The sequence below is a fragment of the Streptomyces ipomoeae 91-03 genome (assembly GCF_000317595.1).
Lineage (GTDB): Bacteria > Actinomycetota > Actinomycetes > Streptomycetales > Streptomycetaceae > Streptomyces > Streptomyces ipomoeae.
The window spans coordinates 1-12,885 of sequence record NZ_AEJC01000290.1; the positions used below are offsets into that span (position 1 = coordinate 1).

12 protein-coding genes are annotated in these 12,885 nt (G+C 70.6%); 5 read left to right on the forward strand and 7 right to left on the reverse strand.

Going from position 1 to position 12,885, the window contains the following annotated elements:
- Positions 1-36: 36 nt before the first annotated feature.
- From STRIP9103_RS18990 to STRIP9103_RS19000, 3 genes are all read right to left on the reverse strand, one after another.
- Positions 37-1,497 carry a CitMHS family transporter gene (locus STRIP9103_RS18990; RefSeq protein ID WP_009314920.1) on the reverse strand — a complete coding sequence of 487 codons (1,461 nt, stop codon included), beginning with the start codon at positions 1,495-1,497 and terminating at the stop codon, positions 37-39.
- Positions 1,498-1,620: 123 nt separating this feature from the next.
- The gene (locus STRIP9103_RS18995) at positions 1,621-3,876 is read right to left on the reverse strand and encodes a molybdopterin oxidoreductase family protein (RefSeq protein ID WP_009314952.1); all 2,256 of its coding nucleotides are present in this window, start codon (positions 3,874-3,876) and stop codon (positions 1,621-1,623) included.
- 138 nt (positions 3,877-4,014) lie between these two features.
- Entirely contained in the window at positions 4,015-4,632 is a 618-nt protein-coding gene (locus STRIP9103_RS19000) for a TetR/AcrR family transcriptional regulator (RefSeq protein WP_009314937.1), read from the reverse strand.
- Positions 4,633-4,920: 288 nt separating this feature from the next.
- Between STRIP9103_RS19000 and hmgA the strand changes: the two genes are divergently transcribed.
- Genes hmgA through STRIP9103_RS19015 form a run of 3 tightly spaced genes read left to right on the forward strand, consistent with a single transcriptional unit; the run spans position 4,921 to position 8,201 of the window.
- Positions 4,921-6,237: a homogentisate 1,2-dioxygenase gene (gene hmgA / locus STRIP9103_RS19005; protein WP_009314959.1), complete on the forward strand. Its 1,317-nt coding sequence runs from the start codon at positions 4,921-4,923 to the stop codon at positions 6,235-6,237.
- Positions 6,238-6,265: 28 nt separating this feature from the next.
- Complete coding sequence (locus STRIP9103_RS19010) at positions 6,266-7,015, forward strand: GntR family transcriptional regulator (protein WP_009314950.1); 750 nt, start codon at positions 6,266-6,268, stop codon at positions 7,013-7,015.
- A gap of 25 nt (positions 7,016-7,040) precedes the next feature.
- Positions 7,041-8,201 carry a type ISP restriction/modification enzyme gene (locus STRIP9103_RS19015; RefSeq protein WP_048820555.1) on the forward strand — a complete coding sequence of 387 codons (1,161 nt, stop codon included), beginning with the start codon at positions 7,041-7,043 and terminating at the stop codon, positions 8,199-8,201.
- A 148-nt stretch (positions 8,202-8,349) separates the two neighbouring features.
- Here STRIP9103_RS19015 and STRIP9103_RS19020 read toward each other — a convergent pair whose 3' ends face one another.
- The gene (locus STRIP9103_RS19020; RefSeq protein WP_009314930.1) at positions 8,350-9,057 is read right to left on the reverse strand and encodes a TetR/AcrR family transcriptional regulator; all 708 of its coding nucleotides are present in this window, start codon (positions 9,055-9,057) and stop codon (positions 8,350-8,352) included.
- Between the two features lie 63 nt (positions 9,058-9,120).
- Between STRIP9103_RS19020 and STRIP9103_RS19025 the strand changes: the two genes are divergently transcribed.
- Both STRIP9103_RS19025 and STRIP9103_RS19030 read left to right on the forward strand, forming a co-directional pair.
- The gene (locus tag STRIP9103_RS19025; protein WP_048820556.1) at positions 9,121-10,065 is read left to right on the forward strand and encodes an ATP-binding cassette domain-containing protein; all 945 of its coding nucleotides are present in this window, start codon (positions 9,121-9,123) and stop codon (positions 10,063-10,065) included.
- Positions 10,062-10,844, forward strand: a complete 783-nt coding sequence (locus tag STRIP9103_RS19030; protein ID WP_009314914.1) for an ABC transporter permease — start codon at positions 10,062-10,064, stop codon at positions 10,842-10,844. The genes STRIP9103_RS19025 and STRIP9103_RS19030 overlap by 4 nt, the downstream gene beginning before the upstream one ends.
- 194 nt (positions 10,845-11,038) lie before the next feature.
- On the opposite strand, the gene STRIP9103_RS19035 is transcribed toward STRIP9103_RS19030, so the two are convergent.
- The 3 genes from STRIP9103_RS19035 to STRIP9103_RS19045 all read right to left on the reverse strand — a co-directional run bounded on the left by STRIP9103_RS19035 (position 11,039) and on the right by STRIP9103_RS19045 (position 12,772).
- Positions 11,039-11,305, reverse strand: a complete 267-nt coding sequence (locus STRIP9103_RS19035) for a hypothetical protein (protein ID WP_048820565.1) — start codon at positions 11,303-11,305, stop codon at positions 11,039-11,041.
- Between the two features lie 115 nt (positions 11,306-11,420).
- Positions 11,421-12,233: an anti-sigma factor gene (locus STRIP9103_RS19040; protein ID WP_009314958.1), complete on the reverse strand. Its 813-nt coding sequence runs from the start codon at positions 12,231-12,233 to the stop codon at positions 11,421-11,423.
- Positions 12,230-12,772 carry a sigma-70 family RNA polymerase sigma factor gene (locus STRIP9103_RS19045; protein WP_009314922.1) on the reverse strand — a complete coding sequence of 181 codons (543 nt, stop codon included), beginning with the start codon at positions 12,770-12,772 and terminating at the stop codon, positions 12,230-12,232. The genes STRIP9103_RS19040 and STRIP9103_RS19045 overlap by 4 nt, the downstream gene beginning before the upstream one ends.
- Positions 12,773-12,885 lie beyond the last annotated feature (113 nt).

Consider the following 12,885-nt stretch of genomic DNA (forward strand, 5'->3'; position numbering starts at 1 on the left):
TCCCGGCGTTCGGACGACGGCGCCCATGGACTCGGCTCAGATGATGCCCATCAGGATTCCGGCGCCCAGGATCACCAGCGAGGTGAGGGCCGCCCACTTGACCACGAACCTGGTGTGGTCGCCGAACTCGACCTTCGCCATGCCCACGAGCACGTACACGGCCGGGACGAGCGGGCTGGACATGTGCAGGGGCTGGCCGACGAGCGAGGCGCGGGCGATCTCCAGCGACGAGACCCCGTGCGCGGCGCCGGCCTCGGCGAGCACCGGCAGGACACCGAAGTAGAAGCCGTCGTTGGACATGAAGTAGGTCAGCGGCAGGCTCAGGAAGCCGGTGACGAGGGCCATGTGCGGGCCCATGCCGGAGGGGATGGCGTCGACGATCCACTTGGCCATCGAGTCGACCATGCCGGTGCCCTGGAGGACGCCGGTGAAGACGGCGGCGGCGAAGACCATGCCGGAGACGTTGAGGACGTTGTCGGCGTGGGCGGCGAGCCGTGCCTTCTGGTCGGGGATGTGCGGGAAGTTGACGGTCAGGGCGAGCGCGGCGCCGAGGATGAACAGCACCGGGATCGGCAGCCACTCCATGATCATGGCGGTGAGCAGCGTGATCGTGAGCAGCGCGTTGAACCAGTACAGCTTGGGGCGCAGCGTCGGGCGGTTGGGGTCCAGGCCCTGGAGGCGTACGTCGTCGAGGTCGTCCTCGTCGGAGGCGTCGTCCGCGTCGGTGCCGGAGCCGGCGCCGCCGGTGGTCTTCGTCGTACGGACCTTGCCGTCGCCGGAGCCGCCCGCGCCGACGAGGACCGTCCGCTCGGACTCCTCGTTCTCGTCCGCGTCCTTGACGATCTTCTGCTTCTCCTGCTCCAGGACCTCCTGGAGGCTGAGCACGCCGAGGCGCTTGCGCTCCCGCAGGCCGAGGCCGTAGGCGAGGATGAAGACGAAGAGCAGACCGACGAGGAGCGCCGGGATCATCGGGACGAAGATGTCGCCCGCGTCGAGCTTGAGCGCGGTGGCGGCGCGGGCCGTCGGGCCGCCCCAGGGCAGCGTGTTCATCACACCGTTGGCGGTGGCGGCGACACCGGTCATCACGACCAGGCTCATCTTCAGGCGCTTGTACAGCGGGTACATCGCCGAGACCGTGATCATGAAGGTGGTCGAGCCGTCGCCGTCGAGCGAGACGATCGCGGCGAGGACGGCCGTGCCGACGACGATGCGCAGCGGGTCGGCCTTGCAGAACTTCAGGATCCCGCGAACGATCGGGTCGAAGAGGCCGACGTCGATCATGACGCCGAAGTACACGATGGCGAACATCAGCATCGCGGCGGTGGGCGCGAGATTGCCCACCCCCTCGATGACGTAGTCGCCGAGCTTGGCGCCCTTTCCTACGAACACACAGAAAAGGGCCGGGATCAGCACGAGCGCCGCGATCGGCGACATCTTCTTCATCATGATCAGGACCAGGAAGGTCGCGATCATGGCGAAGCCGAGGATGGTCAACATGTGTGGCTACCTAACGTTCGCCCTTGAACTCCCACCAGGGCACCGGCGGTGCGACGACGTTAGGGCGGCGCCACAAGCGTTAACAAGACGTTGACATGCGAGCAATAAGCGCAAAACTCCTGGTCACAGCGTTGCGCCTGCTCGCGACACCTCTACGGGTACGCCATTGAGGACCGCGTTGCCCGACAGCGGGTCGAGCTGGGAGCCGTCGAGGAGCTGGTTGACGTTGACGCCGGGGTCGAGTGCGGCGTGGCTCATCCGGGTGCCGGGGCGGTCGTGTCCCCAGCCGTGCGGGAGGCTCACGACGCCCTGCCGGACGGCGTCGGTGACCTCGACCGGGGCGGCCACCTCTCCCCCGGCGCCCTTGATCCGTGCGGTGTCCCCGTCGGCGATTCCGAGGCGGTCGGCGTCCTCGGGGTGGATGTGCAGGGTGCAGCGGTTGGTGCCGCCGGTGAGCGCGGGGATGTTGTGCAGCCAGCTGTTGTTGGACCGCAGATGCCGGCGGCCGACGAGGACCAGCCCGTCGGGGCGTTCCCGCAGGGCCTGGCGGAGCCGGGGCAGATCGTCGGCGATCGGCTGCGGCAGCAGTTCGACCTTGCCGCTCACCGTCTTCAGCGGCTGCGGCAGACGGGGCCGGAGCGGCCCGAGGTCGATGCCGTGCGGGTGGGCGCGCACCTTCGCCAGGGTCAGGCCGTCCGGTCGGGCGCCGAAGCCGTCGCCGTACGGGCCGAGGCGCAGCATCATGTCCAGCCGCCGCTCGGGGCCCGTGTCACCCGTCAACCGGTCGGCGAGTTCCTTCGGATCCCGGCCGTGCACGGGTGAGTGGGCCTCCTTCACCGCCTTGCCCAGGGTCTGGCCGATGACCAGGTCGTCGACGGCGGAGGGGTCGGCGCCGTGCATACCGGTGGCGGCGAGGGTGAGCCGGGCGAGGATCTCCGTCTCGGCCATGCGGCCGTCCTCCAGCGGGACGGCGGCGGGGCTGTAGCGGACCTGATTGTGTACGGCGAAGGAGTTGAAGGCGAAGTCGAAGTGCGGGGACTGCGAGGGCGGCGGCGGGGGCAGCACGACATCGGCGTGCCGGGCGGTCTCGTTGAGGTACGGGTCGACGCTGACCATGAAGTCCAGTGAGCCGAGCGCCTTGTCGAGGCGGTCGCCGTCGGGCGCGGAGAGCACGGGGTTGGCCGCGACGGCGATGAGGGCACGGATGGGGCTGCCCTCGGGCGTGGCGGTGTCGATCTCCTCGGCGAGCGAGGACAGCGGCAGCTCGCCCTTGGCCTCCGGGTGACCGCTCACCCGGCTGCGCCACCGCCCGAGGCTGAAGCCACGGCCCGGTCCGGCGGGCCGGGGTGTCTTGTCGGTGGCGGACTGCGGGAAGAGCGCGCCGCCGGGCCGGTCGAGGTTGCCGGTGAGGATGTTGAGGACGTCGACCAGCCAGTTGGCGAGGGTGCCGTGCGGGACGGTGCAGCTGCCGAGGCGGCCGTAGACGGCGGCGGTGGGCGCGGCGGCCAGTTCACGGGCCATGGCACGGATCGTGTCGGCGTCGACGTCACAGGCCTCGGCGGCGGCTTCGGGCGTGAACTCACCGAGTGAGGCGGCGAGTTCATCCACTCCCCGCACATGCGCGGCGAGGTCCCCGAGGTCGACCAGTCCCTCCTCGAAGAGGACGTACGCCATCGCCGCGAGCAGCAGCGCGTCCGTGCCCGGCCGGATGGCGACGTGCCGGTCGGCGAGCTTGGCCGTACGGGTCAGGCGGGGGTCGACGACGGTGAGGGTGCCGCCGCGGGCCTTGAGGGCCTTGAGCTTGCCGGGGAAGTCGGGGGCGGTGCAGAGGCTGCCGTTGGACTCCAGCGGGTTGGCGCCGAGGAGCAGCAGATGGTCGGTGCGGTCGAGGTCGGGTACGGGGATGGCGTGGGCGTCGCCGTAGAGCAGTCCGCTGGAGACGTGCTTGGGCATCTGGTCGACCGTGGAGGCGGTGAACAGGTTGCGGGTGCCGAGGCCGGCGAGGAGGACGGGTGGGTAGAGGGCGCCGGCCACGGTGTGGACGTTCGGGTTGCCGAGGACCACACCGACGGCGTTCGGCCCGTGCGCCTCGACGACCGGCCGCAGTCCGGCGGCGACGGCGTCGAAGGCCTCCGCCCAGGTGGCCTCGCGCAGTTCCCCGTCCCTGCGGACCAGCGGTGTGCGCAGCCGGTCGGGGTCGCCGTCGGCCGCCCCGAACGAGGCGCCCTTGGGGCAGATGAACCCCTTGCTGAACACGTCGTCGCGGTCGCCGCGCGCCTTGGTCACCCGGGTGCCCTCGATGGTGAGGGTGAGCCCGCAGGTGGCCTCGCAGAGCGGGCAGATCCGCAGGGCGGTGCGGGAGTCGGTGGTGGTGGACACGGGTCCTCCCGGAGGGCGACGACGCTGGGGCTGGAGCACGCCCGAGCATACCGACCGGTATGCACCAGCGGGAGGGGCCGGACGACAGGAGGACCCGGGGGAAGACGCGGGGCCGGACCCGGCGCGGGACCGCGGGGATCAGTCCAGCACGCGCGCGAGATACGCCCGCAGCAGCTCCCTCATCTCCTCGATGATCTTCGGATCACCCTCCGGGGAGACCCGGAAGGCGAGATGGACGAGGGTGTCGGCGGTCTCGACGGCTATCAGGAAGGTACGGCGGAGGTCTTCGTCGGGGGCGCGGTCGATATAGGCGGAGAGCAGGTCCGAGAGCCGGTCGGCGACGCGGTGGTTGGGTTCCTGACGGCGGCCTCCGACGGGGATCTGGTTGCCGAAGTCGATGAGGGCGAAGCCCGGGGTGTTGCGCTTCATGTCGAGGTACTCGTCGAGGACGGCGTCCATCGCGGTGCGCCAGTCCCCGCCGCCGGCCGCCTGGAGGCGCTCGGCGACGCGCTCGGTGAAGCGGTCCAGGTTGCGTTCGGCGAGGGCGTCGGCCATCGCTCGTTTGTTGCCGAAGAAGCGGTAGACGGAGCCGATGGGCACGCCCGCCCGCAGTGCCACGGCACGGGTGCTCAGCGCGTCGTACCCCACCTCGTCGAGGAGGTCGGCGCAGGCGTCGAGGATCCTGGTCAGTCGTTCGGCACTACGCCGCTGCACGGGTGCGCGACGCAGGGAGGTCGCCTGGGACACGGGCTTCATGATGCCTTTCCGCCGAGGTCCGATGAGCCTTCCGTTGTCAGTACGGCCGGTACCGCCACTCCCGCTCAGCGGTCGAACGTGGTGAACGACGAACGTTCGCGCGTCCATGGCCTGCCCGGAGAGTAGAGCACCGCAGTGACAAGACGGATCAGCTCGGGATCTGGTTCACCTTCGCCGGGCCCTCCAGTGGCCGCCGCCCCTTCGGGGGCGTCTGTGGTGCCCCTTGCGGCCATCCCGACCGAATCCTACGGTGAAGCATAGGAATCGGGAGTGCGGTGAGGAGCGGGTATGAGTGGGGATGCGCGGAAGAGGGCCGAGCGGCTGGAGTACCTCTCCGGTTTCGGTAATGAACACGCCTCGGAGGCGGTCCCTGGCGCGCTGCCGCAGGGGCGGAACTCCCCGCAGCGTGCCCCGCTGGGCCTGTACGCCGAGCAGCTGAGCGGCACCGCGTTCACCGAGCCGAGGGCGCACAACCGCCGCTCCTGGCTGTACCGCGTCCGCCCGTCGGCCGCCCACCCCGCCTTCACCCGCACGGACAACGGCACCCTGCGCACAGCCCCCTTCGCCGAGACGGTCCCCGACCCCAACCGCCTGCGCTGGAACCCCCTGCCCGAGCCCCCGGAGGGCACGGACTTCCTACGGGGCCTGTGGACCCTCGGCGGCAACGGCGACGCGACCCGGCGCACCGGCATGGCCGTGCACCTCTATCACGCCAACTCCTCGATGGACCGGGTCTTCAGCGACGCGGACGGCGAGCTGCTGATCGTCCCGGAGAAGGGCGGCCTCCTCCTGCGCACCGAGTTCGGCCTGCTGCACACGGAGCCCGGCGAGGTCGCCCTGATCCCCCGCGGCGTCCGCTTCCGCGTCGACCTCCTGGACGCCTCCGCCCGCGGCTATGTCTGCGAGAACTACGGCGCCCTCTTCCGCCTCCCCGACCTCGGCCCCATCGGCGCCAACGGCCTGGCGAACGCCCGTGACTTCCGGGCACCGGTGGCGGCGTACGAGGACGTCGAGGGCCCCGTGGAGGTGGTGAACAAGTACTGCGGCAACCTCTGGACCGCCACATACGACCACTCGCCGCTCGACGTGGTCGCCTGGCACGGCAACTACACGCCGTACGTCTACGACCTGCGCCGTTTCAACGTCATCGGCACGATCTCGTACGACCACCCGGACCCGTCGATCTTCACGGTGCTGACGTCGCCGTCGGACACTCCGGGGCTCGCCGGTGTGGACTTCGTCGTCTTCGCGCCGCGCTGGCTGGTCGGCGAGGACACCTTCCGGCCGCCGTACTTCCACCGGAACGTGATGAGCGAGTACATGGGCCTCATCGAGGGGGCGTACGACGCGAAGGCCGAAGGCTTCGTGCCCGGTGGCGGCTCGCTGCACAACATGATGTCGGCGCACGGACCGGACCGGGAGACGTTCGAGAAGGCCAGCGCTGCGGAGCTGAAGCCGCAACGGGTGGACGACGGCCTCGCGTTCATGTTCGAGACCCGCTGGCCGGTCCTCACAACCGCGCAGGCGGCGCGCGCCGGGCACCGACAGCAGGGGTACGACGACGTGTGGTCGGGTCTCAGGCGTCACTTCGGCCCGTTGCACTGAACGCGTTCCGCCGGGTACGGATACCCTCGTGACCTCCTTCGCCCCGGATTCGATCGTCCTGAACCGCAAGCTGCCCCTCTGGTATCAGGTCTCGCAGTCTCTGCGCGCCTCGATACTCGGCCGGTCGCCCCGGGACCCGCTGCGGCTGCCCACCGAGGAACAACTGGCCGGGCACTACGGGGTGAGCGTGCTGACCATGCGGCAGGCGCTGAAGGAGCTGGAGGACGAGGGCCTGATCAGCCGGCACCGCCGACGCGGGACCTTCATCGAGCCGGACGCGCGACGGAGTTCCCCGGTACGGCTGCTCGGCTCGGTGGACGCGATCGTGGCCCAGCAGTCGGGCATGACGACCGAGCTGCTGGACCAGGGCAGGACCCCCCTGTCGGGTGAACTCTCGGAGTACTTCCCGGATTTGACCGAGGTGGCCACGTACCACCGGCTGCGCGGCGACGAGCGGACGGGTGAGCCGACCAACCACGCCCGCAACTACGTACGCCCCGAGCTGGCCGAACGCATCGACCGGGAGGACCTGATCCGCTGGCCGATGACCAAAGTGCTGCGGGACGTGGTCGGGGTGGCCATCAGCCGCATCACCGACACCGTGGAGGCCCGCCTCGCCGACCCCGAGACGGCCCGGCTCCTCCGAGTGCCGCTGCTCAGCCCCATCCTGCGCTACACGGGCGTGACGTACGACGAGGAGGGCCGCGTCCTGGATGTCGCGATCATCCACTACCGCGGCGACCGCTTCTCCTTCACGGTGACCCTCGATGCGACGTGATCCCGGCGCGGCACCCCGTCGTACGATGCCCCGCGTGACGCACGACGACGCTCCGCTTCTCGCGGACCTCATGCCGTGGTCCGTCGCACCGCCACGGCTGGGCCGGGGGTGGCCGACGGCCCCCGACGCGGCATCCCTGAAGGCCCGCTGGGACGCCCTGCTCAAGGCCGAGGGCCCCGACCGCGAGGCCCTGTTCGAACCGAGCCGTTCCCGTACGCTCCGGTCGGCGGTCGGACAGCTGCCGGGCCAGTCCAGCGGCACGGAGAAGCTGGCCCGCGCGTCCGGCCCCTGCCCCGAGCCGGTACGGGTCCTGGCGGCGCCCTTCGACGAGCAGTGGCTGATCCCCGACCACCGGCTCATCGACTCGGCCCGCCCCGAGCTGTGGCGGGTGACGGACGAACACCAGGTCTTCGTCGTCGACACGGCCACGAACGGCGACGGCCCGCACCTGCTCGCCACGTCCCACCTCCCGCTCCTGCGCCCCGGCCCCGTGCGCCCCCTCTACCGCCGCCCCGGCGGCACCGAACCCAACCTCGCGCCGGGCCTGCTGGACCACCTGGGCACCCGCCTGGGTCTGACCCCCACTCCGTCGGACGTGCTCGCCTGGGCCCTGGCGACCGTCCGCCCCACCCTCACCGTTCCGCTCACCGGTGACCCCGAGCTGTGGTCCCGGGGCGTCGAGTTGGGCCGCCGTCTGCTCTGGCTGATGCGCCGCGACGGTGCCCGCCCCAAACTCCCCGGTGGCCGCCGCCCCTACGTCCGGGCCCCGCTGCCGCCCCGCCCCCTGGAGCTCCTCTACGACCGCGAGGAGGAGTCACTCCTCATCGGCGAGGGCCGCATCTCCCCCGTACCGCCCGAGGCCTGGGACTTCGAGGTGGCCGGGGCCCGGGTCCTGGAGCAGTGGTTCACCCGAAGGACGGAGTCCGTCGAGCCGGGAACGCTGGGGGCGATCCGCCCGACGACATGGCCGCAGGCGTGGACGTCGGAGCTACTGGAACTGATCACGGTACTGGCGTTGCTGGCGGAACTGAGACCGGGGCAGGCCGAGTTGGAGGTCGAGACCCAGATCACGACGGCCGACCTGCGCAAGGCGGGAGTACTCCCCGTGCCCGACACGTCTCGCAGGCCGGCGTCGGTCCTGGACCACCACGAGGAGGGCCCGGAGGGCCAGTTCGCGTTGTTGTAAGAGGCTCGCTGGAGCGCCCCCGAAGGGGCGCGGGGCTGTGACATTGTGCGGCTCCGCCGCGATGGGGGTACCTCCCGCTCGAGCGAAGCCGAGAGTGGGGGAGCGACCAGCCACTCACAACCCGCGGCCGCGAACCGGCCCAAAGCCCCTACGGCGCGAACGAATCCAGCACCCTCCCCAACATCCACTCGAACGCTGCCTCCAGATCAATCGGCCCCGAATCCTCCGCAAAGGCCGCCGCCAGCCTCGGATACGCACCGGACGCCACCTGCCCGGCCAAGTAGGCGAAGCGCGCCGCGTTCTCTTCCTCCTCCGACCACGGCAACGACCGCACCCTCTCGGCCGTGGCCAGCTCGTTCGCGACGTAAGTCGTCACGCACCCGTTCAGCATCCCGAGCAGCCGTATCTTCGCCCCGAACGGCGCGTCGAGCGGATCCATGCAGGCCAAGCAGTGCTCCAGATACCGCAGCGCGTTGGGGCTGAACCCGTACACCGGTGACATCAGCCGGGGCATCCAGGGGTGCCGCCGCAGGAGGTCACGGGTCTGGTGGGCCACCTTCCGCATGTCGGCCCGCCAGTCCCCACTCGGCTCCCACAGCTCGTGCTCCCCGCTGATCTCGTCGACCATCAGCTCGTACAGGTCTTCCTTGCGCGGCACGTAGTTGTAGAGCGACATGGTCCCGCAGCCGAGCGCGGCGGCGACGTGGCGCATCGACACCGCGTCCAGACCGCCCTCGTCGGCGAGCCGCACCGCGGCCACCGCGATGTCCGCGCGCCTGAACGCGGGCCTCGGGCCGCGCCCGGTGCGCTCGGGGCGCGCCCAGATCACTTGGGGTACGGCCGGTCGGCCAGCCATCGATCATCACCTCGGCCACCATCCTAGTTACGTACAGCGTACGTAATGCGCTATGGTCGAGCCATGACTACTACGTACGCTGTACTTAGTGAGGGTCTGGAGAAGCGTTTCGGGGAGGTCCACGCGGTCCGCGGTCTGGACCTGGCCGTGGCGGAGGGCTCGGTGGTCGGGATGCTCGGCCCGAACGGAGCGGGCAAGACGACGGCCGTAAGGCTGCTGGCGACGCTGCTGCGGCCGGACGCCGGCTCGGCGCGGATCGCGGGGCACGACCTCGTACGGGAGCCGGGCGCCGTACGGCGGGTGATCGGGGTCACGGGGCAGTACGCGTCGGTGGACGGGGATCTCACGGGGCGCCAGAACCTGCGGCTGTTCGCCCGGCTGCACCGGGTCCGGGACACGGCCGCCCGCGCCGGCGAACTCCTCGACCGCTTCGGGCTCACCGAGGCGGCCGACCGCGCGGTCTCCACGTACTCGGGCGGGATGCGCCGCCGTCTCGACCTCGCGGCGAGTCTGATCCGGCACCCGGCGGTGCTGTTCCTCGACGAGCCGACGACCGGGCTCGACCCGGTCAGCCGTAACCAGATCTGGGACGCCGTACGGGCGCTCAGGAAGGAGGGGACGACGGTGCTGCTGACCACTCAGTATCTGGAGGAGGCCGACCAACTGGCCGACCACATCGTGCTGTTGGACCACGGCCAGGTCGCGCACAGCGGTTCGCCGCCGCAACTCAAGGCACTCATCGGCACCTACGCGGAGGTCGTCGTCGCGCACGCGGACGCGATGACGAAGGCGGCGGGCGTGCTCGATCAACTCACCGGTGCGGAGCCCTCGTTCGACCATGAGCGGCACGCCGTGGGCGCCGTCTCCGTGGACCCGACGCTCACTCTCCCCCGGCTGGTCCGTGAACTCGACACGGCCGGCGTGCCGCTGATCGACGCGAGTCTGCGCCCGCCGACACTCGACGATGTCTTCCTCCGGCTGACGAGCGGCAAGGAGTCGGTGAAGTGAGCGCCTTGGTGTACGACGGCACGGCGATGCTCGGCCGGCAGCTGCGGCGGGCCCGGAACAATCCGGGGCTGCTGATCCTGACGCAGACCATGCCGATCTCGATGCTGCTGTTCTTCGGGTATGTGTTCGGCAGCGCGCTGGCGGTGCCGGGCGAGGAGTACCGGTCGCTCCTGGTGCCCGGTCTGCTGGTGGTGACGGCGGCGGGCGGGGTGATGACCGGGATGTTCCAGGCCGCGCAGGACACGCACCGGGGTGTGATGGACCGCTTCCGCTCGCTGCCGATGAGCCGGGCGGCGGTTCCGCTCGGGCAGGCCGTGGCGGACGTGGTGGTCACGGCGGCCGGGACGGTGCCGTTCCTACTGGTCGGGCTCGCCGTGGGCTGGCGGATGGAGGGCGGCGCGGTCGGGGCGGTGGGCGCGTTCGCGCTGCTGTTGCTGTTCCGGTTCGCGGCCGTGTGCGTCGGCGTCTTCCTGGGGCTGCTCACCCGGAACGAGGAGGTGGCCGGGCAGTTGGGCGGCGCGACCTTCCTGCTGCCGCTGCTGTCCAACGCCTACATCCCGACGGACAACCTGCCCGGCTGGCTGCGTACGGCCGCCGAGTGGAATCCGATCAGCGCGGTGACGACGGCGTTGCGGGACCTGTTCGGCAACGCTCCCGTGCCGGAGGGCGCGGCCTGGCCGGTGGCTCATCCGGTCGCCGGGTCGCTGGCCTGGTGTGCCGTACTGATCGCGGTGTTCCTGCCGCTCGCGGTACACCGGTACGCGCGCGGCACGGACTGAGCGCCTGACGCCTGGGCGCCGGCTGAGCGGAGGAGGTGGAGGGGAGGAGGCGGGGGGATGGATGTGCCCGCGCTCGGGGAGCTCACCGAGTCGTTGCCGCGTACCGCTGGGGATGACGGACGAGGCGATCGCAGCGTGATGCCGGGACGGTGCGATCGCCCGAGCGCGGGCTTCCTGCCGGAAAAACCTTGGTACTAGCGGCTGCCGAAGAGCGAGCGACGCAGACGCTTCAGGGGTGCGAACAGCGAGACGCGGCCGACGCGCGTGTCCTTGCTGTCGCGACGCTCGCGTGGGGAGCGCGCCGTTATCTCGCGCATCAGTGACGTCGCCTCGGCCGTCTCGCACTGCGGCACGGCGGGGCCGCTCAGCACCGAGAGATGGCGGTCGAGGCGCGTACTGCTCGCGCTGCTCCCGCAGGTGATCGCAGGGACTCGCGCCCTGCGCACTGTTATCTGTTCCATGTCACTCCCCACCCGTACGAGTCCACCCGGCCCGGGCAGCGTAACCATATCGCCCCGCTGGAGCACTCGTGTATCCCGCTTCTGATATTCCCCTTCCCTGTCACAGGGTTGTTGATTACTCTCCGAATCCGACCGATTTCAGGGCGAGTTGGACAACTGGCTGGCTGGTGGGCTGTGGTGATCCCCCGTCGGGCTCGACGGTCACAGCGAGTGACGTCACGTCAGTGTTCAATCCGCTGGTGACCAAGGGCGTGTCGCCGTCGAACAGACCCAGGGAACGTGGCTGCACGTCGGGGCGCATGAGCCAGAGCTGATGCACTCGGCCGTTCGGGAGGTCGTCGAATCCGCTGAGGGTGACGATCGCGCTCCCCTCCTCCGCGGAAGCGATCACTCCGATTCCATTGCCCCGAGCGTCCCGTTCGCTGGTCGCCTCGGCGTCCGGCGCGCTGAGAACGTGGGCGATCTCACGCGACTGCGCGCGCTCCGCGTTCAGCTGATCCTGCGTCTGGTTCGCCTTCACGGCGAAGAGGGAGGCCACGACGAGCGCGGCGGCGGCCGTGGCGGTGGCCAGCGGTCCGAACAAGGAGCGCATCCTGGGCGCACGGGTACGTGCCCTCGGCGGCGGTTCGGTCCCCCACACATGCGCCGGCAGATGATGGGGCGGCGCATGCCGTGCGTTCCGGGAGGAGCTTTCCTGCGGTGTGTTGCGTACGGCGGCGAAGACCCGGTCGCGCATGGCGGCGGGTGCCGGGGTCGCCGTCGACCAGGCGAGGCGCACCGCGTCCTCGGACAGGGCGCGCACCTCGGCCTGGCAGCGGTCGCAACGGTCCAGGTGTTTCTCGAAACGGCGCCGCTCGTCGGGCTCCAGGGCATCGAGCGCGTACGGGGCGGCGAGCGAGTGCAGGTCCTCGCGGCGGAACAGACTCACGCGACTCCTCCCAGGCATTCGCGCAGCCGTGTGAGTCCGTCGCGCATGCGGGTCTTGACCGTGCCGAGCGGCAGGGAGAGCCGTTCGGCCACTTCTCTGTAGGTGTAGCCGTCGTAGTAGGCGAGGGTGACGGACTCGCGCTGAAGGGTGGTGAGCCGGTCCAGGCAGTGGCGCACCCACTGGCGTTCGAGTCCGGCCTCGACCTCCTCGGCGACCTGGTCGAAGGCGGGGTGGTGGGCCTTGTAGCCCTCGCGCTGCTCGCGTTCGGTGGCCGCGCGGGCGCTGCGCACCCGGTCCACGGCGCGGCGGTGCGCCACGGTGAGGACCCAGGACAGGGCGCTGCCTCGGCCCGGGTCGAACCGGCCCGCGGAACGCCAGAGTTCGAGTAACACCTCCTGGGCCACCTCCTCCGACTGCGCGGGGTCCCGTACGACCCGGCGCACCAGCCCGAACACCGGGCCGGACACCAGTGCGTACAGCTCCTCGAAGGCCCGCTGGTCACCTCCGGCCACACGGACCAGAAGCTTGTCCGCGTCCACTCGATCCCCCTCGCCTCCCGCTGAGCACGGCCATCCCCGCGCGTAAGGCATTCGCAACGAACCCACCTCCGGATGGGGTTACGGATCAGCCTGCCCAAAACGCGGGTCATCCG

Excerpts from the sequence above, each read along its gene's own strand:
- hmgA (WP_009314959.1), top strand. The coding sequence starts at position 4,921 with ATGAGTGGGGATGCGCGGAAGAGGGCCGAGCGGCTGGAGTACCTCTCC.
- STRIP9103_RS19025 (WP_048820556.1), top strand. The coding sequence starts at position 9,121 with ATGACTACTACGTACGCTGTACTTAGTGAGGGTCTGGAGAAGCGTTTC.
- STRIP9103_RS19000 (WP_009314937.1), bottom strand. The coding sequence starts at position 4,632 with ATGAAGCCCGTGTCCCAGGCGACCTCCCTGCGTCGCGCACCCGTGCAG.
- STRIP9103_RS19020 (WP_009314930.1), bottom strand. The coding sequence starts at position 9,057 with ATGGCTGGCCGACCGGCCGTACCCCAAGTGATCTGGGCGCGCCCCGAG.
- STRIP9103_RS18990 (WP_009314920.1), bottom strand. The coding sequence starts at position 1,497 with ATGTTGACCATCCTCGGCTTCGCCATGATCGCGACCTTCCTGGTCCTG.
- STRIP9103_RS19015 (WP_048820555.1), top strand. The coding sequence starts at position 7,041 with ATGCCCCGCGTGACGCACGACGACGCTCCGCTTCTCGCGGACCTCATG.
- STRIP9103_RS19035 (WP_048820565.1), bottom strand. The coding sequence starts at position 11,305 with ATGGAACAGATAACAGTGCGCAGGGCGCGAGTCCCTGCGATCACCTGC.